Source organism: Fodinicurvata halophila (genome assembly GCF_042651425.1).
Lineage (GTDB): Bacteria > Pseudomonadota > Alphaproteobacteria > Kiloniellales > DSM-21159 > Fodinicurvata > Fodinicurvata halophila.
The window spans coordinates 955259-978950 of record NZ_JBHSCW010000003.1 but is presented as its reverse complement, the minus strand read 5'-3'; the positions used below and the strand labels follow the sequence as shown (position 1 = coordinate 978950).

Below are 23692 nucleotides of genomic sequence, written 5' to 3'. Positions count from 1 at the left end.
TTCGGGAAAATCAAGCAGTTCAGAGGCATCGCAACACGTTATGACCGCAAACCGGAAAACTACCTCGCCGCGCTCAAGCTGGCTTCACTCCGCATCTGGTTGAAGTCTTATGAGTCTGCGGCCTAGGGTCACAGGGAAGACCCTACCGGAGCAGGCAACGAAGGCCGGGACAGGGGTCACGTCGGGGTCGCGCAGGTGCGTTAGCGAGCTTACGGTCAAGTGCGATGACCAGAAGGACGCGGAGCCTTTCCCTGCCGAAACCTTTGGTCTGTTCCGGGTCGAAACGGGCAAAGGCACTTCGCTCGTAGTCGGGGAGCTGGACCACGCGACACAGCAATGGTTGAGCGCGAACAGGCGCAAGAAGCCGTCGGAAAATCAACAGAAAGCGCTTGAAGCCTTGCAGGGCTTTGGCGACCAGGGCGCAACTTTCAGCGAGTGGCGGAATGCTGCAGGTCTTGCGAGAAAGACGTTTCAACGAGCGCGCAAGAGTCTCCTTGAAATGGGCCTAGTGGAGCATATTGGGAACTACTATGTGTGCACCGATCAGGGGTCGCTCTAGGGGTCGTTTTAGGGTCAACCCCGTCACCGGCCACAGGGGTCGGGGTCAGCAGCTCCCTAGGAGCTGACCCCGTGACCCCTAACCCTGTTCTTGTCTCCACTGGTCTAGTGTTCTGTTCTGCTTTTCCAGTAAATCACGTATCTCAGCAAGGTGGACATTGCGTGTCATGGCACAGGAAACTTGGTGGATCGCGTTCATCGTAAAGCCCGCCACCAACATAGTTAACAAGGCTGTATCAAGGCTTACGTCTAGCAGTTTCAGGGTTAGGGCTATTCCTGCATACAGGATGAAAAGCCCAATACCTTCAGCCCATGTCTGCTGCCGTACAATTGGAGCTTGAGCGGGCGTCAAATCGCTATTCATCTTTACCCCTTCTTTCGTCTGTATAGCTTTCACTTATCCTAAAAACCCCTGCTTTCTGCCGAAAGCCTGCGCTCAAAGAAAAAGCCCCAGCAATGGGGCCGGGGCTTTCGAGGCGCTCAAATCTCTTTTTCAGCACGAGCCCGGCGCTTTCAGCTCCACAACCAGTTCGTCCCACACGTCGTCGGGTTCGGTGCCAGGATCGTTCGCAGCCCAAGCCCGCATGAAGGCTTCGCGCAATTCTTCCAGGTCAACCAGCTTGTAATCCTGCTCTTGCTGCATGGTTTCCCTCCTTTTGCCCGAAGCCGCCAAAGGCGGCAGGTGCCTTCCATGCTAGGGTAAGAACGGCGCGTCTGTCAACGAAAAATCCAATAATATCAATATCATAACATGATTCTCGCGCCTCCAGGCCGGGCTCCAAGTCACGAGGCGCGCGCCTCCAACTCAACCACTTTGGCGCTCTCCTGGTCGGGCTTGACCCAGCTCAATAGTTGGCGCGTCACACGCTCCTGTTCCGGGCGCAGGGCCTCTACGTCCGCGCGCACATAGCCTGCCGTTACGTCGCCGCGCGGTAAGGCATGGTTTGTCAGCAGCTTCAAGGCATAGGGATGCACGCCCGCAGCCGTGGCAGCGCTGATATAAGTGTGCCTCAAGCCATGAACGGAGAACTCCACACTAAAGCCGTCTGCTCGACTTGGCTTGGGCTCGCTGATATGTCCGCTCTCCGAATTCGACGGGAACAGCCAGGGTGAAGCCTCCAGCGGAGGCAGGTGCTTTCGTTGACGCCGCTTGTTGCGCTCTGCCAGAAGCCGCGCGTTGTCTTCCATGCGCTCGCGCAGCAGCTCGGCCAGCCAGTCCGACAGCGGCATAGTGAAAGCGCGCGCCTCGCCACCCTTGGGCTTTGGAACATGCAGCGTCTTGCGCTCTAGGTCCACGTCCTCCAGGCGAACGCGAACGGCGGTCTCCCGGCGCAGCCCCGTGAACAGGATCAGCTTGTAGAGATCGCGCCTGACAGGATTGCGTAGCGCCTCGACCTCCCGCCACCACTGCGGCAACTCTTCCGGTGGGATAGCAGCCTCGCGCGGCTTCTCGGTGAAGAACTCCACCGCGTCACAAGGGTTCGGCGGCAACTCGGGATGCAGCTTGCGCGCCCGGTTATAGACAGCTCGCAGCACCCTCATGGCTTGGTTCGCCGCGTAGCGCCCTCGCTTACCCAGCTCTTTGTGCCGTTCGGCTACCTCGCGCGGGCTCAGACTTGCCAGCGTGCGATTTTGCCAGTCTCCTAGCCAGCGCTCCACCGCGTCCCGGTAGCCCTGCGTCGTGCGCTCGCTGCGTTCCTTCCCACTGTCCAGGTATATCTCTAACGCCTGTTTGAGCGTCAGCGCTCGCCAGTCCGCATGCTTGCTTTCTGTCGGGTTTTGGCCTCGCCCTAGGCGTCTACGCAGCTCGCGCGCGATCTCTCGCGCCTGCTCCAGCGTCACCAGAGGCGTAGTTCCCTCCAGGATCACTTCGACCAGCTCTTCCGGGCTCTCGCCCTGGCGCACGCGCTCCAGAGTCTCTTGAGCCCCATAGCGCGGCTGCTCTGTATATGCCTCGGCAGGCTTGTGCAGAAGGGCGCTTGCAGTCTCCAACTCTCCAATAACCATGGTGCGGCGCTTGCCCGCCCACTTGTATCTGAACTGGAACGTGAGCCCCCGTGCATGCCTGCGCGCCACCAGTCCTGGCACCTCGCTATCGGTGCGCCACTGCCCAGGCTTCATGGAGCGCAAGGCTTTATCGGTCAATTTACTAGCTGCTCTAGGCATCGGATTGCCTCCAGAATTTTCCCGTTTAGGCACGCGTGCCAACCACGTGCCAACGATATAGGGTATCCTGGAGGTAGTGCAATAGCCTTGAAAAATCACTTTTTACAAGGAGTTGATATGCGGCGCTTTTCGTTAAGTAGAGGCGTTCGCACCTGACTCTTAATCAGCGGGTCCAAGGTTCGAGTCCTTGTGCGCCCACCATTTTTTCAATGACTTAGCGGAAACGTTGTCCAACTTTCCGGACTGAGGACTGTCCAACTTTCGGTCTCAGGATGCCCCCGGTTCGTTTGTTAGGCGCTAACTAGTTTGATCATTGAGGGGATACCGGGGCTTTAAAATGACTGTGTGACTTTTCACGCCACAAACTTCCCATTATGTTCCCGCCAAGATCAAGAGGGGTGGGGGCATGGACAACATCCTGGCACTGGCGGGGGCCAACCTCGTCTCGCCGATCATTCTCAGCTTCGTTCTCGGACTCGTGGCCGCACTCGCGCGTTCGGATCTGAGCTTTCCCGAAGCCATCGCCAAGGGACTGTCCCTTTATCTCTTGTTCGCCATCGGCTTCAAGGGCGGTGCAGGTGTTGCGGCCCATGGGGTCGATGCACGGCTGATTGCGGCCCTCATAGCCGGCGTGGTGCTTTCGCTGCTGCTTCCCTTTGTCGCCTTCGCTCTTCTGCGCCTTCTGACACGAATGTCCAACACCGATGCAGCCGCCGTCGCAGGTCATTACGGATCGATTTCCATCGTGACGTTCGTGGCTGCAAGTTCCCTGCTCGCCGGGCGCAACATCCCGGCCGAAAGCTACATGGTCGCGGTGGCCGCAGCTATGGAGGCGCCGGCCATCCTGTCGGCGCTGTGGCTTGCCTCCAGGCGCAAAGGCGGGAGCCAGCGGGGGGGTGCGGAACTCTGGCACGAGATCCTGCTCAATGGCTCGATCGTTCTTCTGCTTGGTGCCTTCGCCATTGGATGGATCACCGGGCAGGAGGGCTTGGCGGAGATCGAGGGCTTCATTGTCGACCCGTTCAAAGGGGTATTGTGCCTTTTCCTGCTCGACATGGGTGTGGTTGCCGGCCGGGGATTGCGCAGTAGCCGCGGCGTCCTCTCGATCGGAGCCGTCGTTTTCGGCATTCTGATGCCGCTTGTCGGTGCCGGGCTCGGGTTGGTCGCCGGCTTGTTGCTGGCACTGTCCTTGGGTGGCGTGGTGCTGCTAATGGTGCTTGGCGCATCCGCCTCCTACATTGCCGTGCCCGCCGCTATGCGGGTGGCGCTGCCGGAAGCCAATCCCGCTCTGTCGCTGACGCTCTCCCTGGGTATAACCTTTCCGTTCAACCTGACGCTGGGAATTCCACTCTATATGATGCTGGCCACCGCCGTAACAGGGAGCTGACGACAATGGAGATGCATGAGGCCAAGCGTGTGGAAATCATCATCGAAGCGGTGATGGAGCGGCAGCTCACCACTGCCCTGAACGAGGCCGGGGTCACCGGCTACACGGTCCTGCCCGTCAGTGGAGGGTCAGGTCGCTCAGGCCAATGGACTCGCGAGGGTCAGGTTGGACGGGCCGGTGGCATGGTTGCCGTCATCTGCCTGATCCGGCCCGAGCGGCTGGAGCCACTCCTCGAAGCCGCTTTTTCCGTCGTGGAGCGGCATATCGGCGTCGTGAGCGTGTCCGACACACAGGTGCTGCGAGCCGAGCGCTTCTGACCGGGTCTACAGGCGCGGGCGATGCTGGCAAAGCGGTGACGGAATAGCGCTTGCACCCCAGGCAATGATACTAAGTGCAGCACCATCAACTGGTTGCCGTGGCGGGTATGCTCGAGCCGTGTGCTGGCAGGTGACCTTGATCCGTACCGCCGTGTGCAAATAGTGCACCATTAACGGGGGATGAGCATTCAACAGACACGGTTTATCACGCCGTTCCAAACCGCAGAGGGCGAGCTCTCCTGCGCTAAGTCTCAAAATTCCTGAAACCAGCCGCCCTATTCCGGAAGAATTGAAGGCGCGAGAGGATAGCATTCCGTGGCGGGCGATTGCCGGTATAGGCAATGTGCTGCGTCTTGATTGCCACCGCAGTTATCCGACCATTCTCTGGGAAACCTGCCAGAAGGAATTGGACCCATTGAAAGAGGCCATTTATCGGATCAAGAGAGCAATCCAAGGAATGTGAGCGTGCTTTGGAAAGTGGGCATGCATTTTCATTATGGTTCGGTTTAATCCAGTTTAAAGAAAACACCAACAGACTGAGCGGGGTGGTCCAATCTCTCATGGAGATCCCTATGCCTGTCTTACGTGTCACCTGCGGAGCACTTCTCGGAGGTGCTGCCTCGGCTCTTCTCCTGATCTCGCCGTTGTGCGCACAGGAACATTTCGCGCGTTATGAGTCGGACTTCGGGCCCTTGGCCCTGGTGATTTCGGAGGAGAGTGGCGAGGTCACCGGCGAGTATCCCAATTACAGCGGTCGTGTGGTCGGGCGGTATGATCACGACGCCAGTGTGGTCGAGGCGACCTGGATTCAGGCGCAGTCGGAGGTGCGATGCGATAGCGATCGCAACGGCTCGCATCACTGGGGGCGGGTGTCCTGGGAACTGGATGCGGGGCATGACCTGAGCGGGCGCTGGGGCTATTGCGAGCAGCCGTTGGACCATGCCTGGAACGCGCAAAAGCTCAGCGGAACCCTTTTCCGTCCGGTGGAGGAGAAACAAGGCACGTCCGAAGACAGCTCAGGCGCGGCGGAGATCACGGAGCAGGACGTCTACGGCGTGCTGCGGCAGCAGTGGGGACAGTATGCCCACCTGTCCGAGCACCAGATCATCGCGGCGGACTTTACCTGCAATGGTGCCGTCGAGCGAGCGATCGGCTGGCACGACCTGGACAATCCGGAGGGACCTTTCTACCGCGTGATGCTGGTGGTGCGTGGTCCTGGCGGAGCGCCCAAGGGACATACCGTAACGCTGGTGCCGGACAGCGAGGGACTGGATGGCCTGCAGCGCCTGCAAGGCGAGCTCGATGTCATGCTGATGGCGGAAGAGATCTCCGATGACGCCCTGGCCGAGATGCTACCCGGGCGAGGGGGAGTTTGCCCGCGGGCCATTCGCATAGAGGATGGCCTCACCGATGCCATTCGCCTGTTCTGGAATCCGGATGAGAGTGCGGACCAGGCCCTGATCTTCTTCAGGAACTGAGCGGTCTATTCCGTCCTGCGCCGCCAGAACGGCCGGTCGCGAAAACGTATCTCGCCGGCGTAGACCTGTTTCCTTTCCTGCCGGAACCGTTCCACGCCTCGGGCGATTGTCCGGGTGTACTCCGCCAATGGCTGCCTGTCGCCTTTCAAGGCCGAGTCCGCTGCAATTGCCGCTTGTTGGCCGGACCAAAGCGCCGTGGTCAGGCCGTGGGAGGACAAGGGGTCGAAGGCGGCCGCCGCATCCCCGGCGGCAGCCCAGCCAGCCTCTTCGGTGTGTCCGGACGCTCGCTCCAGCCAGGCGGTTGCGGCAGAGGCCAGGTTCGGCGGCTCCCCAATCGCAAATCCGGCGCTTTCGAGCCAGCGCTGGATGTAGAGCGTCTCCCCGATCAGGCGGTTCCAAGCTGCTCTGTCTCGTGTCAGGCCGCGAGGCTGGAGGTCGGGATCGCTGAAGCGGGCGACCACCATGCGCGGTGCCTGGGAGTCACGTTGCGGGAGGAGGCTGCCATACCACCAGCCCTCTGCTACGGCCTCGATCATCGTGGCGGCTGTGGGTGCGATGTCCGGATCCTGCTGGTCAAGGAAAGCATAGGCGGCCACCAGTTGGTCGTCCTGTTGTTGGCGGGCGAGGCGTCGCCCGGCAACCGCCTTGCGTCCGCTGCAGTCGATGACGAAGTCGGCCGACGCCTCCCGGCCGTTGCCCAGTCGCAGGTGCCAACAGCCCTTGTCCGTCTGCAGGCTTTCCAGGTTGGTTTCCCATCTTTCCAGGCCTGTTGCCAGGGCGGCGGCGCGCAGCTGGGATTCGAAGGCAGGCCTGTCGAGGACCAGTCCCGGTCCCTGCAGGCGCAGGGCGTCACTGCGCTCGCTCAGGTGGTCGCTGCCCCAGCAGGAGAAGAGGGCGTTGGAGGGGCGATGCTCCGGTCCTTCGATTACAGTCTCAAGCCCGAGGGCCTTGAGCAGTGGCCGGGCATTGGGGGACAGGGACTCGCCGATCCGTTCGGACGGGATGTCCGGCGGAGAAATCCACAAGACAGGCCGCCGCAGTTGCGCCAGGGTCAAGCAGGCGGCTGCGCCGGCCGGTCCGCTTCCGATGACTGCGATCCTGTCAGGTTTCACCGGGGCAGGGGTCCGCTTTCATCTGTCCAGTCGAAGCGGTGTTCCATGGTGTCGCGCCCGACTTCGACGAAGAGATCCTGCGGGATGGCGTCCGGACGTGCCGGGTCCGTGGGTCCGGGGCGCTTCACGACAAAGCCCATGCGTTGCCACAGCGCGATCATGTTGGTGATGCCGTCCCAATAGCTGGCGTTGGCGTGATAGCCGATGCCGGCGACACCGCGCGACCAGGCCACCCGGCTTTCATAGAAGCGTCGACGCTGGTCCGCGGGCAGGTCTTCGCGCATCAGGGCCTCGTAGTGGTCTTCCGGCAGGATGTCGACCGGCAACAGGGCCGGCCACCAGACTGCTGTCGGGAAGTCGTCCTGCATCAGGACGTCCTGGCAACTGAAAGCATCGCACTGCCAGGGCAGGCCCATCCAGCGGGTCAGGTCGCCCGGCATCTGCGGCCCGATGGGGGCCGGTGCGCCGTTGCCGCCCTGCATCGCGGTTTCCGTCGTCAGCAGCCGGCCGATATCGTGCAGCAGGCTGTCGCGTTGGCCGAGGGCGATCCGGAAGGGTTCGGCCTTCGGATCGTGGGCGCGGGCGTAGAGCGGCGCCAGGCGCAGGTAATAGGTCAACTCCACGCCGGGGTGAAAGGCCCCGCCCGAGCAGTTCTCGAGCGCCGCCTCGGTGAGCGCTGCCGGCTGCTGGGCGAGGGGCACCTGATCCAGACTGTCGATTGCCTCCGCCTCGGCATCCTCCAGGTCGTTCACGAAGTCGCCGGCGGCCCAGTGTTCCAGGAAGGAAAACTGCAGCTGCGGGAAGCGGAACCACTGCAGCGGGCTGCCGTTGTAGTTGATCCCGTCGCCCAGCATGAAGGGCAGCTTCAGGCGCTCGTCCTTGTAGGCGGTCTCGCTGTCGTTGTTCGGATCCCTGAATGTCTCGAAGACCTCGCGCCGGAAGGCTTCGTTCTCAGGTCCGGCATCGGCCAGCCTCTCGAGATAGGCCGGATCGGAGAAGTCGCCGATATCCAGCCAGCCCTGCCTGAGGAAGGCCGCTTGCGAGACCCATTCCATCAGCGCCAGGCGCCGGAAGATGGGATAGATGTGCTGGCGGAAGGACAGGGGCAGAGCCGGCGGTTCCTGCCAGCCTTCCGCGACGTTCAGGTCGCTGATCACGTCATGGAGTGTCGTAATAGGCGGTATCTCCGGGGCGAAGTTGGGGCCGGCGGAAGCGACCCAGCCGGGGTCGGCACTGAGCGTGCGGCCATCGGCCAGGGTAACTTCGGCGCGCACGGGTCCGTCGCACCAGTCGTCGTGCCAGCCGTCGTTGTCGGCGAAGCTGGTGATGGGGCTGTCCACCGGACTGCTCGAGACGCCGTCCGCCGGGAAGACCAGCAGCCGGCCCTCGGCATCGGTCCTCAGATGGCCGAGCCCCACATCCGTCTGGTCGTAGAAGCGTCCGGCCATGGAATAGTCTGACTCTTCGCCATCCGCATTCGTGTCGTTGCCGTCGATGGCGGTCGGACCGCCGTCGATCACCAGCATGCGTTCGCGCTCCTCGGCACTCACGAAATAGGAGTTGCGCCTTTGCCCGGGCAGGCCCGGCGCCAGCTCGTCGTTGTCCAGCGGATTGCTGAAGCCGTACCAGGCGGCCTTGGTGTTGGCGACATGCACGTTCCAGCGAATGGAGGCAGTGCCATTGCTTACCTCGCCAATGACGCGGTCCTGGTCATCGAAGGCATAGATCCGGAAGCGCTGGACCTGCTTCTTGATCAGGCGGGTCCCATCCTTGAAGCCGCCTTCGGGACGGGGCGGCAGACCTGGAACTTCGGGGGCCAGGTACCATTCGCGGCTGCCGCCGACCCTGGAGATGCCGATGGCGGGATAGACAGCCACCCGGGCGATCTCAGCCCCTTCGGGAGCGGCCTCGATCGAGGGGATGGCCGCCACGCTTGCCCGGGGCAGGAGCGGAAGGCCGGCCATGAAGGCCGTGCCGGTTGCCAGGAAATCGCGTCTGCGGAGCTTCGGCCCCGTGCCGGGAGCGTTCATTTCGTTTTGCCGTTTCGTGTTTCTATCATCGGTTTTGGCAGATTAGTTTCGCACCTAAAAGAAAGTCCAGCGCTTTGTCCGGGCCTGCAGTGTACGACGTCTGGTCTTGTCCGACCTGAACTGATAAACATGTAAAGATTATACTTATTTCTGGAGTCATCATGACAGCCTCCGAACGACGCGCGGCCATGACGGCCAGCATCATGGAAGAGACCGGAATCGACGAGGAGATGATCGAGCGCCTTGTGCATGCCTTTTACGGCAAGGTGCGAAAGGATCCCTGGCTGGGCCCTGTCTTTGAGGAAAAGGTTGCTGATTGGGACCTTCACCTGCAGCGGATGTGCGCCTTCTGGTCGTCCGTGGCGCTGATGAGCGGCCGCTATCGTGGGCAGCCCATGGAAAAGCACCTGCGTCTGCCTGTCGACGGGCGGCATTTCGATCGCTGGCTGGCCCTCTTCCGCGAGACGGCGGAGGAGGTCTGCCCACCAACGGCAGCACAGCATTTCATTGAACGCGCGCAACAGATCGCCGAAAGTCTGGAGTTGGGCATGGCCGGATATCAGGGTCAGCTCCTCACGAAAGGAGAGCGCCTGCGGCGTCCCGATGACGAGGTGCATCTGCCCCAGGCTGAAATGAATAAGACATAGGCACCAAAAGAATCACGGGGCACCAAACGAGACATGGGCGATAAGACACATATCCTGCGTGCGGTCCTTTTGGGGGAACTGAAACCGCTGGGCGCGCAAGCCGTGCCCAGTGGGATCGACAAGCAGGCCGCTTCCGGATCGGTCGAGGTCGGGCCAGAGGGGCTGGCGGGCGATCACCAGGGCGACCGCAAGAACCATGGCGGGCCCGAGAAGGCGATCCATCATTACCCCTACGATCACTACACCTGGTGGCGCAGCCGCTATCCGGAGCTGGCCCCGCAGCTGGAAGGGCCGGGGCGATTCGGCGAGAACATCTCCACCAGGGGCTTGTGCGAGGCCGATGTCTGCATCGGCGATGTCTTCCGGCTGGGCAGTGCCGTGGTCCAGGTCTCCCAGGGGCGGCAGCCCTGCTGGCGCCTGAACGCGCGCTTCGCAGAGAAGACCATGGCGCGCCGCGTCCAGGAGTCGGCCCGCACCGGCTGGTACTATCGTGTGCTGGAAAGCGGTCGGGTTGCGACAGGCGACACGCTGGAGCTTCTGGAGCGTCCGGCCGAGGGCTGGTCCCTGCAGCGGATTCTGCATCTGCTGTATCGCGACACGCTGAACCGCGAGGCCCTGAGCGGATTGGCGGAGCTTCCCGAGTTGGCCGACTCCTGGCGTGTCCTGGCGCGACGGCGATTGGACCGCGCGGCGGTCGAGGATTGGACGGGGCGTCTCGAGACCCCGCAGCAGGCCTGACGGAACAGGGGAAGGAATCCACACCTCGGGACTGTGCTCTGAGGCAAAAGGTCCCATACCCTGCCTTTCGTTTTGCAAGGGCGACTCATGCAAATATAGTAAAGATAAAGAGATAGTTGATGTACATGATAACGAATCGCAGGGTCGTGCGGCTGCCTTGGTTCGCTGCGACTCCGATTTCGGGGGGCGGTCTTGTATTCCTGTTTTTCCTTTGACGACTTCATAGGGCATGCACTGGCGGTGACGGCATCATGATTTCCCAGCTCACCAGAGGCGAGCGGCAGCTCGCGCTTGTCATTTCCATCGTGGTGGCCTTCCTGGGGCTTGCCATGGCCGGGGGCGGTTACGGCAATCCGCTGGGAGCGCACGGTTTCCTCGTCCTGCTCTTCGCCATCGGCGTTTGCTTCCTGGTCCTGTCAGGCTATTTCGAGCCGGAACCAAGCGAGGAGCGGCTGAAGAACTACTACGACGACCCCATCAAGGTCGGCCTGATCCTGGCCCTGATCTGGGGTGTGTTCGGCATGTTCATCGGCGTCTGGGTGGCCGGCCTGCTGGCCTGGCCCGAAATGACCTTCGATGCCGCCTGGGCCAGTTTCGGGCGCATGCGCCCGGCCCATACCACGGGCGTGATCTTCGGCTTCGGGGGCAATGCGCTGATCGCCACCTCGTTCCATGTCATGCAGCGCACCTCGCGGGCGCGCATGCCGGATCAGTTCAGTCCCTGGTTCGTGCTGCTGGGCTACAATCTCTTCTGCCTGCTGGCCGTCACTGGCTATTTCATGGGGGTCACCCAGTCCAAGGAGTATGCCGAGCCGGAGTGGTACGCCGATATCTGGCTGGTGGTCGTCTGGGTGACCTATCTGGTGCTCTACCTGCGCACCCTGGCCCGGCGGCAGGAGCCGCACATCTATGTGGCCAACTGGTACTACCTGGCCTTCATCCTGATCGTGGCCGTGCTGCACATCGTCAACAACCTGGCCATGCCGATCTCGCTGGGGGCGGCCAAGAGCTATTCCGCCTTCTCGGGCGTGCAGGATGCCATGACCCAGTGGTGGTACGGGCACAATGCCGTGGCTTTCTTCCTGACGGCCGGGTTCCTGGGCATGATGTACTACTACCTGCCCAAGCGGGCGGAACGGCCGATCTTCTCCTACCGTCTGTCGATCATCAGCTTCTGGGGGATCACCTTCCTCTACATGTGGGCAGGCTCGCACCATCTGCACTACACGGCGCTGCCACACTGGGTGCAGACCCTGGGCATGACCTTCTCGGTCATGCTGCTGGTGCCCTCCTGGGCGTCGGCCGGCAACGCGCTGCTGACCCTCAACGGGGCCTGGCACAAGGTGCGCGACGACGCGACCCTGCGCTTCATGATGGTGGCGGCCGTGTTCTACGGCATCTCAACTTTCGAAGGCTCGTTCCTGGCCATCCGGCCGGTGAACTCCCTGTCGCACTACACCGACTGGACCGTGGCCCACGTCCACGCCGGGGCCCTGGGGTGGGTGGCGCTGATCTCCTTCGGGGCGATCTATTCCCTGGCGCCCATTCTCTGGAAGCGTCAGCGGATGTATTCGCCGGCGCTGGTGGAGGTGCATTTCTGGCTCGCGCTGGCCGGAACCCTGGTCTACGTCTTCGCGATGTGGAACTCCGGCATCATCCAGGGGCTGATGTGGCGGACCTACAACGAGAGCGGAACGCTGGAATATTCCTTCATCGAATCCGTCGAGGCCATGCATCCCTATTACATCGCTCGCACCTTTGGCGGTCTGCTCTTCCTGGCCGGCATCGTGGTCGGTTTCTACAACATCTGGATGACCATCCGGCAGGCGCCCGCCATCGAGCCCAGTGAAGCCCGACAGGACGTTCCAGTCACGGCCGGGGCACCCGCATCAACCGCCAGTGCCGGGGAGTAAGGCCAGATGTTCGGTCTGCACTATAATCTTGAACGTCACTCCATCGGGCTGGCCATCGCAGTCATGGTCATTGCCAGCATCGGCGGGCTGGTGGAAATCGCACCTCTCTTCACCATCGACGAGACGGTGGAGGAGGATCCCGACATGCGTGTCTACACGCCGCTGGAGCTGGCCGGGCGCAACATCTACATCAGCGAAGGCTGTTACGCCTGTCACTCGCAGATGGTGCGTACGCTGCGTGACGAGGTGGAGCGCTACGGCCCCTATTCACTGGCCGTGGAATCCCAGTACGACCATCCGATGCTCTGGGGCTCCAAGCGGACGGGACCGGACCTGGCACGCGTCGGCGGCAAGTATTCCGATGACTGGCACGTGGCTCACCTGGAGGATCCGCGGGACGTGGTACCGCAGTCGGTCATGCCGTCCTATGCCTGGCTCAGTCGCAACAAACTCGACATGCAGGATCTCGACAAGCACCTGGCCGCGCTGCAGAAGGTGGGTGTCCCCTATACCGAAGAGATGATCGAGAACGCCCCGGAAGATGCCTATGGCCAAGCCAATCCGGACAGCGAACGCGCCGAGGGCGTCGCCGAGCGTTACGGCGAGGAGACCAATATCCGCAGTTTCGACGGGGATCCCGGCCGAGTGACGCAGATGGATGCCCTGGTCGCCTACCTGCAGATTCTGGGGCGCCTGACCGACGCCGCGGAGGACCAGCCGGAGCTGGATGATTCCGCGCTAGACGAAGAGGAGTGAGGCTCATGGATATCGATCACGAAACCCTGGTGGCCTTTTCCAAGTCCTTTGGGCTTTTCTATCTGCTGATCTTCTTTGTGGCGGCGGTGGTCTATGCCTGCTGGCCCTCGAACCGCGACCGTTTCGAGCGGGCCAAGCGCAGCATTCTCAACGACGAGGACGGGCCATGTCGGTAGGAGAGCGCGACCCGCACAGCGGGCACATGACCACGGGACATGACTGGAACGGCATCACGGAACTGAACCGGCCGGTCCCCAAGGTGGTCTGGTTTTTCCTCGCGGTCACGGTGATCTTCTCCGTCGTCTACTGGATCCTGATGCCGGCCTGGCCGCTGGGGGTAACCTATACCCACGGTCTGCTCGGAATCGACCAGCGCGACACCCTGGAGGAGCAGTTGGAGGAGGGCGCAGATCAGCAGTCCCCCTGGGCGGAGCAGATCCGGCAAGCGGATTTCGCCACGATCCGGGAAGAGCCACAGCTGATGGAAACGGTGCGCAAGACCGGAGCCACGCTTTTCGGGGATAATTGTGCTGCCTGTCATGGCCTGCAGGGCGATGGCGGGCCCGGCTATCCGAACCTGTCGGACGATGCCTGGCTGTGGGGTGGCGCGCCGGACGAGGTGCTGCATACCCTGAATGTGGGCATCAATTCCACGCATCCCGAAACCCGCGTCAGCGAGATGATGGCTTTCGGCGAGAACCGCATGCTGGGTCGCGACGAGATCCGCGATGTCGTGACCTATGTGCAGTCGCTGTCGGATCCCCAGGCCACGGCGGGGCGTCCGGAAGAGGCCCTGGCCAACGGCGAGACGATCTTTGCCGAGAACTGCGTCAGCTGCCATGCAGAGGATGGCAGCGGCATGACGGAAGTGGGTGCGCCCGACCTGACCGATGATTTCTGGATTTATGGCGGTGACCGCCAGTCGATCTACGATTCGATCTTCCATGGCCGTCAGGGACTCATGCCGCACTGGGATAATCGCCTGAGTCCGCTTGAGCTCAGGATTCTGGCGCTCTACGTGGCAGATCTCCTGGGCACGGACGGGGAGTGAGCATGACCGAGGCCCGGCACAGCGAGGTCCGCAGGAGCAGCAGGCGGACGCGCCTGATCGTCCTGCTGTCCGTGGTGGCGGGACTTGGGCTCTTTCTCGGGGCAAATGCGCACCTGCTCCATATTGCCTTCACGTCTCAGCCGGAGTGTGTGCCGCACAGCAAGACCGCGAAGGAACGCCAAGGGAGTGACTATCGTGCGGCCAAGTCCGCCTGTTGAGTGCCCGTGTTATGGTTGAGTGAACAGCAAGCAGAGCGAGAGATATAATGGCCAAGCTTCCCGATCCGGTTCCCCCGCTGCCGCGCGATGACAATTTCAGTCGTGCTCTGCCTGCTGCTGCTGCTTTCGACTGGCTGAAGGCCGGCTGGGCGGATTTCCGACAGCAGCCCGGACCCAGCCTGGCCTATGGTATCCTGGCCTTCGTGCTGTCGATCGTCCTCATCGGCGGGCTCTTTGCCCTTGATCTCGATTACATCCTCTTTCCGGCCATTGCCGGGTTCATGGTGGTGGGCCCGTTCCTGGCGATCGGACTTTACGAGAAGAGCCGCCTGATCCAGGAGGGGCGACCGGTCAGCCTGCGTGAGATGATCCTGGTGCGTGGACAGTCCATGGGCCAGCTGCTTTTTTCCGGGGTCCTGCTCTGCCTGCTCATGCTGCTGTGGATGCGGGCGGCCGTTATAATCTATGCGCTGTTTTTCGGACTGCAGCCGTTCCCCGGACTGGATGACGTCACCGGCATGCTGTTCACGACGCCGACCGGCCTGTGGCTGCTGCTGGTAGGCAGCCTGGTCGGTGGCCTTTTCGCCGCCTTTGCCTTTGCCATCAGTGTCTTTGCCATCCCCATGCTGCTGAACGAGAAGAGCGATGCGCTGACCGCCATGGGCACCAGCATGGCATTCGTCTGGAACAACCTGCCCGTGATGCTGACCTGGGGTGTCATCGTGGTGGTGCTTTTCGGGTTGAGCACGATCACGGGCTTCCTGGGGCTGGTGGTGGCCTTCCCGGTTTTGGGCCACGCGACCTGGCACGCATACCTGGCCGTACGCCAGCCGGAGCGCTACATGCGCACGACATCCTCGGGCCAGCCCGAAGAGGGATACAACGGAGCCGTTTCATGAGCTGCTGTTCCTCAGAAGCGGGGGACAGGAGGGGGGAAAGCAAGACAGCGGAAGAACGGGTACAGGGAGCCTCACCAGCATGGCATCCGCTTTCGGATGAGCTGCGGCTCGCCAGCCAACGCGTGGGTGCGGAAGAGCGGCAGGTCGAACTGTCGGTCCCCGATATTCACTGCGGCGGCTGTATCCGGGCCATCGAATCAAGCCTGGGCCAACTGCCCGGGATCACTCACGTCCGCGTCAACCTGACGGCCCGGCGTGTGACCGTCCGCTGGCACGAAGGCGAAAAGGGGGACGAGCCCCCTGCTTTCATGCAGCGCCTGAAGGACCTGGGCTATCCCGCGCACATTCATGAAGCAGGACACTCGGACAAGCGAAATCCCGCACTGGGACACCTGATCCGTGCATTGGCCGTGGCCGGCTTCGGAGCCGGGAACATCATGTTCCTCTCGGTGGCTGTCTGGTCGGGCGCCGAGGAGACAACACGGGATCTCTTTCACTGGATCTCCGCAGCCATTGCCCTGCCGGTCCTGCTCTATTCGGGCCGGGTTTTCTACTCTTCGGCCTGGAACGCCCTGCGTCATGGCCAGACCAACATGGACGTGCCGATCACACTGGGCGTCTTCCTGGCCTTTGGCATGAGCCTCTACGACACCATCCAGCAGGCACAGCATGCCTATTTCGATGCGGCGGCGATGCTGCTGTTCTTCCTGCTGGTGGGCCGCACCCTGGACCATGTGATGCGCGAGCGGGCCCGTTCGGCCGTGCGCGGCCTGGCGCGCCTTGCGGCCCGCGGGGCAAGGGTCGAGGGAGCGGACGGGCAGGTGAGCTATGAAGCCCTGGAGACCATCCGGCCCGGTCGGGTGGTGCAGCTTGCCGCCGGCGAACGGGTGCCTTTGGACGGCCGCGTGCTCAGCGGAAGCTCGGATCTGGATGCGGCCCTGGTCACGGGAGAGAGCACACCCTCTCCGGTGGGGCCAGGTGCACAGATCCAGGCTGGGACGCTGAACCTGACCGGCCCCTTGCGCATGGAGGTGACGGCTACGGTCGGCGACTCCTTCCTGGCGAAGATGATGGAGTTGATGGAAACGGCCGAAGCCGGTCGGTCCCGCTATCGCCGGCTGGCCGACCGGGCTTCGCGTCTCTACGCGCCCGTGGTGCATCTGGCCGCTCTCGGCGGCTTCCTGGGCTGGATGCTGGCTGTGGGCGACCTGCACCAGGCCGTCACCATCGCCGTGGCCGTCCTCATCATCACCTGTCCCTGTGCGTTGGGACTGGCGGTCCCCATGGTCCAGGTCATGGCGGCACGGCGGCTGTTCGAACAGGGCGTCATGATGAAGGACGGGTCCGCGCTGGAACGTTTGGCGGAGGTCGATCGCGTGGTGTTCGACAAGACGGGCACATTGACACTCGGCCAGCCGCAATTGCAGGCACCCGAAACATTCGATCCGGAACACCTAGCCCTGGCCGCCGCTCTGGGAGCGCACTCGCGCCATCCCTGTTCGCAGGCCCTGGCCAATGCCTCATCCGCCTCAGGCAAGACGTTGCCGACCTTCGACTCTCTGCGTGAAGTGCCGGGCTGTGGCATGGAAGCTCGGCTAGGCGGGGATCTCTATCGGCTCGGACGCATGGACTGGGCCGTGGAGAACGCCGAAGACCAGGAGCGGCTGCGGGAAACACGCCTGCGCGGCGAATCCTGCAGCGCCCTGTCGAGGAATGGAGACTTGCTGGAGGTGTTCACCTTCAGCGATCCTCTGCGTCCGGGGGCTCGGGAGGTGGTGGAGACCCTGAAAGAGCGGGGGATCGTTCCCGAGATCCTGTCCGGAGACGCTGCGGCCCCCGCAGAGCGGGTTGCCAAACTGCTGGGGATCGAGGAGCTGCGCAGCGCCATGATGCCTGATGACAAGTCGGCCCGCCTGAACGAACTCTCTCATCAGGGACACAGGGTGCTGATGGTGGGCGATGGCCTCAACGATGCCCCAGCGCTGGCGGCGGCGCATGTGTCCATGGCGCCCGGCAGCGCGGCAGATGTCGGACGCAATGCAGCGGACCTGGTCTTTCTGAGGGACAGCCTGCAGGCCGTGCCCGGCGCCCTCGATCTTGCGCGGCGAGCCCAGCGCCTGGTGCGCCAGAACTTCGCGCTGGCGATCGGCTACAACGCCCTTGCCCTGCCATTTGCCATGCTGGGGTATGTCACGCCGCTCTTCGCCGCGGTGGCCATGTCCTCCTCCTCCCTGCTGGTGGTGGCGAACGCCCTGCGGCTCGGCAGGATCAAATGGTGGGAGGGTGACCAAGCCCTTGACGCTGCGGCGACGGAAACACAGGCTTTCCGGAAACTGGAGGCAGCACAATGAACGTCCTGCTTTTCCTGATCCCGATCTCGCTGTTGCTTGGTGCGGTGGCGCTTGCGGCCTTCTTCTGGTCGCTGAAGAGCGGGCAGTACGACGACCTCAACGGGGCCGCCGAACGGATTCTCTATGACGAGGACGAACCGCCGCGCGACTGAGCCGAGGGCCGTTCAGTCCGCATCGTAGGCCGACAAGGGCGGCATGATGCCATCCCGCAGCAGTTCGGCCCGCTCGGCCTCGAATTCCCGGAAGGAGTCCTCCAGTTCCCACTGGAGGCGTGCACGCTTGTTGTCTCCCAGGAAGGCACGGCACTCGGCTGTCTCGGTTTGGCAGACCTCCACACGACGTGCATCCTCGAAATCGGCCCACAAGCTGTCGCCCGGCAGGAAGGCGGCTTCCAGGGCACGCCTGGCCAGGTGCTTCACTTCGCCGTAATCGAGATCGTAGGTTTCGACTGCCCGCTGGTATTCATGGGTCAGGTCGTTGCGCGAAACGCCTTCGTCATCGGTGGAGAGAATGATCGGTACACCATAGCGACGATAGGTCTGGAAGGGATGGTCGCGTCCTTCGACGCCCAGGATCTCCGCATTGCTGGTCAGGTTGACCTCCACTGTGATCCTTTCGTCCGCCATGCGGCGCAGAAGCCGTTCGGGCGCGGTTTCATAGCTGATATCGATTCCATGTCCGATCCGTGTGGCCCCGGCAATTTCAATGGCCTGGCGGATGTGATTGGAGAGATCTCGCGGTGGAACCAGTCCGAGCGTCAATTCGCCTGCATGCAGTGTCACGCCGACCTCCGGATACTGTTCGGACAGTCGTCCGACGATCTGCATCTGCTCTTCGTAGGTCTCGAGGACGAGGTCATTGTCCTCCGGGGCCACCAGATTCACGGCGACGACGCGCGGATCTCGTTCCGCCAGGGCAAAGGCAACCATGGACTGGGCCAGGACTTCGGCCGGAGGAACAGTGCGCAGGACCTGGGCTATATAGCGCACGGTAACAGGGCAATCTTCCTGCACTCCCAGGCTGCATCCCAGCTCTCGGGCGGCCGCGCGCTCCATCTCGTCGATATCCTCCCTGGCCTGAATGACCAACTTCTCCAGGCCTGCCTCGCGCAACGCGTTTTCAGCTTGTGTACCGGCACTTTCAAGTCCGAGTTCTTGCGCCATGGATCTCGCGGCACCGGCCTGGAAGGATTTCATCAACTCGAGATACCCGATGTTCTGGCGATCATTGCGTGCGACCACTTCCGCCAGCATGTCGCCCGCACGGCGGCCACTGATCTCGTCGAACCGCAGGAAAGTGGCGAAGAACTGATCGTGGCCCGAGGCCATGGCCAGGGGAGAGTCGAGCCCGGCGGATGCCGGTATGAAGTTGCGCAGGGACCAGGCATTCACCAGTGAATCCCGCGTCGTCATGCCCTCGGACAAAGCCCGGGAAAGTTCCGGCTGGGAATCCGTGCAGGGTGGGGATGCCAGGCGGGCCTCGTCCACGTTCAGGCAGAGGTCTTCCTCAAGGGCCCAATCCAGGTAGCTTTCGGCATAGACAGCGCCGCTCAGGTGATTGTGAAGGTCACCTCCCTTGGGCATGGCCTGCAGGAACATGCGCAGCTCCACAGGGTGATCCTTCAAACGGTCGAATGTCTCCGCCGTTACGACTGCCTCGTCCGTTTCCATATCCGGCGAAGCAGACGGCAGGCTCGAGCAGGCCGAAGTGAACAGGATCAGGAAGACAGCCGCCGCCAGTGGCGGCTTACGCGTGGAGAACTTCAGGCAAGGAACGGAGAAAATCATCGGAGATTGTACCTGTGGGTGGTTCTTGTCTTTCTGGCTGCGGCAGCCTGCCGCAAAGAGAGGGGAGGGTCCAGTGCGCTAGGCGGCGGTTTGGCCCGTACCCTTCACTTCGTCTCTGAGATGCTGTCGGCCCAGGCGGACATGATCTCGGTGCATCCCATGTTCTGGTTACCTTCGCGCATGACGGCACTCGGGCAGGCAAAAGCGAAAGGGAAGGCGGTGCGACGCGCCGTGACAACCTCGTACGTCTTGCGCAGAGCTTCCAGAATACCAGGGTCCAGCGTTTCGTCGGCCACGACCTGATCCAGTCCCGAGACATCGATGCGAGGGTGATGAAAGCTCTCCTCGAGGCTGAGACCATGATCCACCATGAGGGAAGAAAGCTGGGCGACGGCCGAGACGATCTTGCGCCCGCCCGAGGCGCCCAGCGCAAAACGCCTGTCGCCGTGCTCACCCAGCACAGGGCAGATGTTCATCAGGCAGCGCTTGCCTGGGCCAAGGGAGTTCGGGCGTCCCTGGACCGGGTCGAACCACATGATGCCGTTGTTCATAAGGAGGCCGGTGGAGGGAGATACCGTCCGTGCGCCGAAGATCGACAGCAGGGTCTGGGTCTGGGTGACCATGTTGCCGTTCCGATCCACCACCGAAAAGTGCGTGGTGCAGCCTGGCGCAGTTGCCGGCTCGCCGTGGTCGCCCATGCTCTCGAAGCGCTTTTCATAGGCAGCCTGGAGCGCTGCGGCATAGGCGCTGAAGCTTTCGGCATCTGGGGCGCCTCGGGGTTCGAACCTCTCGGACAGGACCTCGAAGGCATCGCGAAAGGTGGGGCCCGCCGTCATGTAAGGCGTGACGTGGAAGCGTGCGTCGCGATAGGCGAAGCTGAGCGGATCCTCGAAGCTTGCGTGATAGCTCCGCAGATCCTCGAGCGAGAGGCTGCCGCCCTTGGCCTGTATATCCCGTACCAGGGCGGCGGCAACGTCTCCTTCGTAGAACTCCCGGGCTCCCTTCTCGGCGAGAAGGGAGAGCGTTTCGGCCATCTTCGGATTGGGAATTCGCTTGTCCTCAACGCTCGTCCAGCCGGCGATGGTGGGCCATTGGCCATCTTCCAGGAACAGGGCAGCGGCATCCGGATCCTTCGCCAGAGACCGGGTGGCCGAAGCGATCATCAGGGCGGCGTACCAATCCACCTGGAAGCCCTTCCGGGCGAGCTCGACCGCCGGTGTGACCAGATCCTTCCACGGCAGGCGTCCGAAACGCTCGTGAGCCTTGCCGACCCCGTCGATGAGACCCGGGACGGCGACGGCGGTGGCACCCTGGACATTGCGGTCCTCCACCACGGCCTCCCAGGGAAACAGGTCGCCGGCCTTGCCGGTTCCGGCCAGCGGGTAGTCCTGCGGGTCCAGGGCAGCCGGTGCACGCAGGCCGTAGTTCAGGGAGTGTGCGCGGCTGTCTTCTGCCCGCCAGAGCATCATGGCACCACCGCCGGCCGGACCGCTCATCCAGGGTTCGAGTACGCCGAGCGCAAAGGATGTTGCAACGGCGGCATCCACGGCGTCGCCACCGGCGGCCAGCACTTCTGCACCGATGCGTGCAGCCTGACTGTGCTGGGCGGAGACAACGCCGGCTTCGGTTTTCACGACGGTCTTTCGGACCTGCTGCGTGGTGGAAAAGTTGTTGCTCAAGACGTCTGTTTCCTCCGGTTCTCGGGTCAGGTTCTGGATGGCTGCCTCAGCGGCAGATGTCGGCGGCCGCCTCGGAGATCAGTGGCGCGAATCGCGCCATGAATTCCTCCGGTTCCCATTCGCTGAGCGAGCCGGCAAGGTGGATGGCGCCGCAAGGGCGGCCGCTGGAGTCCGGCAGGGCGATCCCGATGGCGATCTCCCCGATCAGGATTTCCTCAAGGGTCAGGGCATAGCCCTTCTCCCTGGCTTCGGCCACCTTGTCGCGGATTGCCCCGGGATCGGTCAGGGTCTTGGGTGTGAAGGGAGTTCTGTCTGAGCGGGCAATGATATCCGCCACTTCCGCATCCTCCAGGCACGACAGTATGGCGCGGCCGCCCGAGGAACAGAAGGTAGGAACGCTGTGCCCCACCAGAGTGGCGTGGAAGGTCTCGCGCTTGCTCTGCATGCGGGCGGCATAGACGACACGGAGATCGTCAAAGAGGCTGAGGTCCACGCGCTCGCGTACATTGCGCCGCAATTCCAGCAACACCGGGGTGGCGCGCCTGACCAGGGGGTGCAGGCGCAGGTAATCCAGGGTGTGGTCCAGGGTGCGGATGCCCGGCAGAAAGCCGCGGCCCTGTTCGTCGCGGCGGATATAGCCCAGTTTGCGCAGGGTGTGAACGATGCGCTGGGCGGCGGAACGGTCTATCTGGGCCGAGTGCGCAAGTTCTGATAAACTCAACGGCCGATCACTGTAATGAAAGGCGGAGAGCACATCCAGAGCGCGAGCAATGGAGCGGGTGAACAGAGGGTCCTCCTGATATTCGTTATCGGATCCGGCCGCCCCGCTGTTCGGTCTCAGTACACTTCTGACCATCTCTGCTCGCATCTGTTGACAATGACTAAATGATGAATTTAACGTGACTGACAATGCAAGCGTATCGTCTAGCGATACAAAAATAAAATATTCAATTTGATCCCGGAGGCGTTCTGTGGATCAAATAGCGGGAAGGCAGGGGATCTAAACAGCATGGCAAGGCGCGTCGCCATCGGGGGGCTTCTACACGAAACCAATACCTTTGCTCCCACGAAAGCGGACTATGATGCCTTCGTGCAGGGGGGCGGCTATATCCCCATGACACGAGGCCAGCAGTTGTTCGAGGTGGCCCAGGGAATCAACCTTGGGGTTGCGGGGGCGATCGCGCACGGTCGAGAGGCCGGATGGGACATGGTGCCAACGCTATGGGCCGGTGCTATTCCGTCGGCCCATGTCACGAAGCACGCCTATGAAGCCATCGTGAAGGAAATCCTCGAAGGGATTGTGGCCGCCGGTCCGCTGGACGGCGTCTATCTGGACCTGCATGGCGCTATGGTCTGCGAACATCTCGACGACGGCGAGGGCGTGCTGCTGGAGCGGGTGCGTGACCTTGTCGGCGAGTCCGTCCCCATTGCAGCCAGCCTTGACTTGCATGGCAACATTACGGAAAAGATGCTTGCCATGGCAGATGTACTGGTAGGGTTCCGTACGTATCCGCATGTGGACATGGCCAGAACCGGCGAGCGTGCCGCGCGCCAGCTCACGAAACTCATGACGGAAGGCCGTCGTCCGGCCAAGGCGATGCAGCGTCTGCCGTACATGGTGACCATCCCCTGGCAGTGCACGGACCTGGAGCCCGGATCCCGCCTCTACCGGCTCACGGAAGACCTCGAAACCGGGGATGTCGTCAGCACCTCGCTCTTCATGGGGTTTCCTGCAGCGGACTTTCCGGAATGTGGACCCACGGTATTGGCCTATGGCGAAAGCCGGGAGGTCGCGGATGCGGCTGCCGAGCGTATTGCTGATGCCTACAGGCGGGCAGAACCTGAATATGCCGGGACCTCCTATGCGGCATCCGAAGGCGTTGCCAAGGCACAGGAGCTGTTGTCCCAGGGGACGCCCAGGCCGATCGTCCTGGCGGATACCCAGGACAATCCCGGTGCCGGCGGCGATTCCAACACGACGGGCATGCTGCGCGCCCTTGTCGAGGCGCAAGTCCCCAATGCGGCCATCGGGCTGATCGTGGACGGAGAGTCGGCGGCTCTGGCCCATGCAGCGGGCGAGGGCACCGAAGTCGAGCTTGCGCTGGGCGGGAAATCGAATGTCCCAGGTGATTCCCCCTACAAGGCCCGCTTTGTCGTGGAAAAGCTGTCCGATGGCCGGCTCACGGCGCCGGGGCCTTTCTATGGTGGCGCGCAGATGAACCTGGGGCCTTCCGCCTGTCTGAGGATCGGCGGTGTGCGTGTCGTTGTCTCGACGCACAAGGCACAGATGGCGGACCGGGAGATGTTCCGCTTCGCCGGTGTGGTCCCCGAGGAAACCGATATTCTTGTCGTCAAGAGTTCCACCCATTTCCGGGCCGATTTCGCGCCTGTGGCAGGGCAGATCCTGGTCTGCGTTGCCCCGGGGCCGATGGCCATCGATCCGGCCTCCCTGCCGTGGCAGCGGCTTGCGCCGGGACTGCGGCTGTCCCCGCTGGGTCCGGAGTTCAGAATGCAGGGCGCCGAAGGTGCCGGATGAGGCCCGAGGCGCCCTGTTCCGCCGAGACCAAGTGTCTCCAACAACGCGATCAACCAGAAACCAGCAGAG

23 protein-coding genes and 1 pseudogene are annotated in these 23692 nt (G+C 62.6%); 16 read left to right on the top strand and 8 right to left on the bottom strand.

The genetic code is table 11. The features are described 5' to 3' along the window. A pseudogene (locus ACFOW6_RS09445) lies at positions 1–126 on the top strand (IS5/IS1182 family transposase); the annotation flags it as partial. A gap of 511 nt (positions 127–637) precedes the next feature. Here ACFOW6_RS09445 and ACFOW6_RS09440 read toward each other — a convergent pair. The 3 genes from ACFOW6_RS09440 to ACFOW6_RS09430 all read right to left on the bottom strand — a co-directional run bounded on the left by ACFOW6_RS09440 (position 638) and on the right by ACFOW6_RS09430 (position 2703). Further along, a complete protein-coding gene (locus ACFOW6_RS09440) occupies positions 638–922 on the bottom strand; it encodes a hypothetical protein (protein ID WP_382422087.1) in 285 nt (94 codons plus the stop codon). A 129-nt stretch (positions 923–1051) separates the two neighbouring features. After that, entirely contained in the window at positions 1052–1201 is a 150-nt protein-coding gene (locus ACFOW6_RS09435; protein WP_382422086.1) for a hypothetical protein, read from the bottom strand. Between the two features lie 140 nt (positions 1202–1341). Next, entirely contained in the window at positions 1342–2703 is a 1362-nt protein-coding gene (locus tag ACFOW6_RS09430; protein ID WP_382422085.1) for a tyrosine-type recombinase/integrase, read from the bottom strand. A gap of 427 nt (positions 2704–3130) precedes the next feature. On the opposite strand from ACFOW6_RS09430, the gene ACFOW6_RS09425 reads away from it, so the two are divergent. From ACFOW6_RS09425 to ACFOW6_RS09410, 4 genes are all read left to right on the top strand, one after another. After that, on the top strand, positions 3131–4111 hold the full coding sequence (locus ACFOW6_RS09425) for a sodium-dependent bicarbonate transport family permease (protein ID WP_382422084.1): 981 nt from the start codon (positions 3131–3133) through the stop codon (positions 4109–4111). 5 nt (positions 4112–4116) lie between these two features. Beyond that, the gene (locus tag ACFOW6_RS09420; RefSeq protein WP_382422083.1) at positions 4117–4428 is read left to right on the top strand and encodes a P-II family nitrogen regulator; all 312 of its coding nucleotides are present in this window, start codon (positions 4117–4119) and stop codon (positions 4426–4428) included. A gap of 289 nt (positions 4429–4717) precedes the next feature. Then, complete coding sequence (locus ACFOW6_RS09415) at positions 4718–4891, top strand: HepT-like ribonuclease domain-containing protein (RefSeq protein ID WP_382422082.1); 174 nt, start codon at positions 4718–4720, stop codon at positions 4889–4891. A 109-nt stretch (positions 4892–5000) separates the two neighbouring features. Next, complete coding sequence (locus ACFOW6_RS09410) at positions 5001–5906, top strand: hypothetical protein (RefSeq protein ID WP_382422081.1); 906 nt, start codon at positions 5001–5003, stop codon at positions 5904–5906. Between the two features lie 5 nt (positions 5907–5911). Here ACFOW6_RS09410 and goxB read toward each other — a convergent pair whose 3' ends face one another. Together goxB and goxA are read right to left on the bottom strand one after the other, a co-directional pair. After that, positions 5912–7018 carry a glycine oxidase maturase GoxB gene (goxB, locus tag ACFOW6_RS09405; protein WP_382422080.1) on the bottom strand — a complete coding sequence of 369 codons (1107 nt, stop codon included), beginning with the start codon at positions 7016–7018 and terminating at the stop codon, positions 5912–5914. After that, complete coding sequence (gene goxA, locus ACFOW6_RS09400; protein WP_382422079.1) at positions 7015–9048, bottom strand: CTQ-dependent glycine oxidase GoxA; 2034 nt, start codon at positions 9046–9048, stop codon at positions 7015–7017. The genes goxB and goxA overlap by 4 nt, the downstream gene beginning before the upstream one ends. A gap of 161 nt (positions 9049–9209) precedes the next feature. Between goxA and ACFOW6_RS09395 the strand changes: the two genes are divergently transcribed. The 10 genes from ACFOW6_RS09395 to ccoS all read left to right on the top strand — a co-directional run bounded on the left by ACFOW6_RS09395 (position 9210) and on the right by ccoS (position 17773). Then, positions 9210–9695, top strand: a complete 486-nt coding sequence (locus ACFOW6_RS09395; RefSeq protein ID WP_382422078.1) for a group III truncated hemoglobin — start codon at positions 9210–9212, stop codon at positions 9693–9695. A gap of 33 nt (positions 9696–9728) precedes the next feature. Beyond that, on the top strand, positions 9729–10433 hold the full coding sequence (locus ACFOW6_RS09390; RefSeq protein WP_382422077.1) for an MOSC domain-containing protein: 705 nt from the start codon (positions 9729–9731) through the stop codon (positions 10431–10433). 251 nt (positions 10434–10684) lie between these two features. Next, positions 10685–12346 (top strand): cytochrome-c oxidase, cbb3-type subunit I, encoded by a 1662-nt coding sequence (gene ccoN, locus ACFOW6_RS09385; RefSeq protein WP_382422076.1) that lies wholly within the window; start codon positions 10685–10687, stop codon positions 12344–12346. A 6-nt stretch (positions 12347–12352) separates the two neighbouring features. Then, entirely contained in the window at positions 12353–13102 is a 750-nt protein-coding gene (gene ccoO, locus ACFOW6_RS09380) for a cytochrome-c oxidase, cbb3-type subunit II (protein WP_382422075.1), read from the top strand. A 5-nt stretch (positions 13103–13107) separates the two neighbouring features. Continuing rightward, positions 13108–13278: a cbb3-type cytochrome c oxidase subunit 3 gene (locus tag ACFOW6_RS09375; RefSeq protein ID WP_382422074.1), complete on the top strand. Its 171-nt coding sequence runs from the start codon at positions 13108–13110 to the stop codon at positions 13276–13278. Continuing rightward, positions 13269–14153, top strand: a complete 885-nt coding sequence (gene ccoP, locus ACFOW6_RS09370; protein ID WP_382422073.1) for a cytochrome-c oxidase, cbb3-type subunit III — start codon at positions 13269–13271, stop codon at positions 14151–14153. Before ACFOW6_RS09375 ends, ccoP begins: the two co-directional genes overlap by 10 nt. 2 nt (positions 14154–14155) lie before the next feature. Next, the gene (locus ACFOW6_RS09365; RefSeq protein ID WP_382422072.1) at positions 14156–14371 is read left to right on the top strand and encodes a hypothetical protein; all 216 of its coding nucleotides are present in this window, start codon (positions 14156–14158) and stop codon (positions 14369–14371) included. 47 nt (positions 14372–14418) lie between these two features. Continuing rightward, positions 14419–15270 carry a DUF2189 domain-containing protein gene (locus ACFOW6_RS09360; RefSeq protein WP_382422071.1) on the top strand — a complete coding sequence of 284 codons (852 nt, stop codon included), beginning with the start codon at positions 14419–14421 and terminating at the stop codon, positions 15268–15270. Further along, on the top strand, positions 15267–17621 hold the full coding sequence (locus tag ACFOW6_RS09355) for a cation-translocating P-type ATPase (protein WP_382422070.1): 2355 nt from the start codon (positions 15267–15269) through the stop codon (positions 17619–17621). Before ACFOW6_RS09360 ends, ACFOW6_RS09355 begins: the two co-directional genes overlap by 4 nt. Then, positions 17618–17773: a cbb3-type cytochrome oxidase assembly protein CcoS gene (gene ccoS, locus ACFOW6_RS09350; RefSeq protein ID WP_382422069.1), complete on the top strand. Its 156-nt coding sequence runs from the start codon at positions 17618–17620 to the stop codon at positions 17771–17773. The genes ACFOW6_RS09355 and ccoS overlap by 4 nt, the downstream gene beginning before the upstream one ends. A gap of 12 nt (positions 17774–17785) precedes the next feature. Here the strand turns inward: ccoS and ACFOW6_RS09345 are convergent, their stop codons facing one another. The 3 genes from ACFOW6_RS09345 to ACFOW6_RS09335 all read right to left on the bottom strand — a co-directional run bounded on the left by ACFOW6_RS09345 (position 17786) and on the right by ACFOW6_RS09335 (position 21943). Beyond that, positions 17786–19408, bottom strand: a complete 1623-nt coding sequence (locus ACFOW6_RS09345) for an adenosine deaminase family protein (protein WP_382422068.1) — start codon at positions 19406–19408, stop codon at positions 17786–17788. 104 nt (positions 19409–19512) lie between these two features. Further along, positions 19513–21087 (bottom strand): gamma-glutamyltransferase, encoded by a 1575-nt coding sequence (locus tag ACFOW6_RS09340; protein ID WP_382422067.1) that lies wholly within the window; start codon positions 21085–21087, stop codon positions 19513–19515. 46 nt (positions 21088–21133) lie between these two features. Then, positions 21134–21943, bottom strand: coding sequence for an IclR family transcriptional regulator (locus ACFOW6_RS09335; protein WP_382422066.1), 810 nt, complete (start codon positions 21941–21943; stop codon positions 21134–21136). 153 nt (positions 21944–22096) lie between these two features. Here ACFOW6_RS09335 and ACFOW6_RS09330 point away from each other — a divergent pair, with 153 nt between their 5' ends. After that, positions 22097–23623: a M81 family metallopeptidase gene (locus ACFOW6_RS09330; RefSeq protein WP_382422065.1), complete on the top strand. Its 1527-nt coding sequence runs from the start codon at positions 22097–22099 to the stop codon at positions 23621–23623. Positions 23624–23692 lie beyond the last annotated feature (69 nt).

Excerpts from the sequence above, each read along its gene's own strand:
- ccoO (WP_382422075.1), top strand. The coding sequence starts at position 12,353 with ATGTTCGGTCTGCACTATAATCTTGAACGTCACTCCATCGGGCTGGCC.
- ACFOW6_RS09335 (WP_382422066.1), bottom strand. The coding sequence starts at position 21,943 with ATGGTCAGAAGTGTACTGAGACCGAACAGCGGGGCGGCCGGATCCGAT.
- ACFOW6_RS09395 (WP_382422078.1), top strand. The coding sequence starts at position 9,210 with ATGACAGCCTCCGAACGACGCGCGGCCATGACGGCCAGCATCATGGAA.
- ACFOW6_RS09425 (WP_382422084.1), top strand. The coding sequence starts at position 3,131 with ATGGACAACATCCTGGCACTGGCGGGGGCCAACCTCGTCTCGCCGATC.
- ACFOW6_RS09435 (WP_382422086.1), bottom strand. The coding sequence starts at position 1,201 with ATGCAGCAAGAGCAGGATTACAAGCTGGTTGACCTGGAAGAATTGCGC.
- ACFOW6_RS09355 (WP_382422070.1), top strand. The coding sequence starts at position 15,267 with ATGAGCTGCTGTTCCTCAGAAGCGGGGGACAGGAGGGGGGAAAGCAAG.
- ccoP (WP_382422073.1), top strand. The coding sequence starts at position 13,269 with ATGTCGGTAGGAGAGCGCGACCCGCACAGCGGGCACATGACCACGGGA.
- ACFOW6_RS09420 (WP_382422083.1), top strand. The coding sequence starts at position 4,117 with ATGGAGATGCATGAGGCCAAGCGTGTGGAAATCATCATCGAAGCGGTG.
- ACFOW6_RS09345 (WP_382422068.1), bottom strand. The coding sequence starts at position 19,408 with ATGATTTTCTCCGTTCCTTGCCTGAAGTTCTCCACGCGTAAGCCGCCA.
- ccoS (WP_382422069.1), top strand. The coding sequence starts at position 17,618 with ATGAACGTCCTGCTTTTCCTGATCCCGATCTCGCTGTTGCTTGGTGCG.
- ACFOW6_RS09440 (WP_382422087.1), bottom strand. The coding sequence starts at position 922 with ATGAATAGCGATTTGACGCCCGCTCAAGCTCCAATTGTACGGCAGCAG.
- goxA (WP_382422079.1), bottom strand. The coding sequence starts at position 9,048 with ATGAACGCTCCCGGCACGGGGCCGAAGCTCCGCAGACGCGATTTCCTG.
- ACFOW6_RS09330 (WP_382422065.1), top strand. The coding sequence starts at position 22,097 with ATGGCAAGGCGCGTCGCCATCGGGGGGCTTCTACACGAAACCAATACC.
- ACFOW6_RS09375 (WP_382422074.1), top strand. The coding sequence starts at position 13,108 with ATGGATATCGATCACGAAACCCTGGTGGCCTTTTCCAAGTCCTTTGGG.
- ACFOW6_RS09365 (WP_382422072.1), top strand. The coding sequence starts at position 14,156 with ATGACCGAGGCCCGGCACAGCGAGGTCCGCAGGAGCAGCAGGCGGACG.
- ACFOW6_RS09390 (WP_382422077.1), top strand. The coding sequence starts at position 9,729 with ATGGGCGATAAGACACATATCCTGCGTGCGGTCCTTTTGGGGGAACTG.
- ccoN (WP_382422076.1), top strand. The coding sequence starts at position 10,685 with ATGATTTCCCAGCTCACCAGAGGCGAGCGGCAGCTCGCGCTTGTCATT.
- ACFOW6_RS09360 (WP_382422071.1), top strand. The coding sequence starts at position 14,419 with ATGGCCAAGCTTCCCGATCCGGTTCCCCCGCTGCCGCGCGATGACAAT.
- ACFOW6_RS09410 (WP_382422081.1), top strand. The coding sequence starts at position 5,001 with ATGCCTGTCTTACGTGTCACCTGCGGAGCACTTCTCGGAGGTGCTGCC.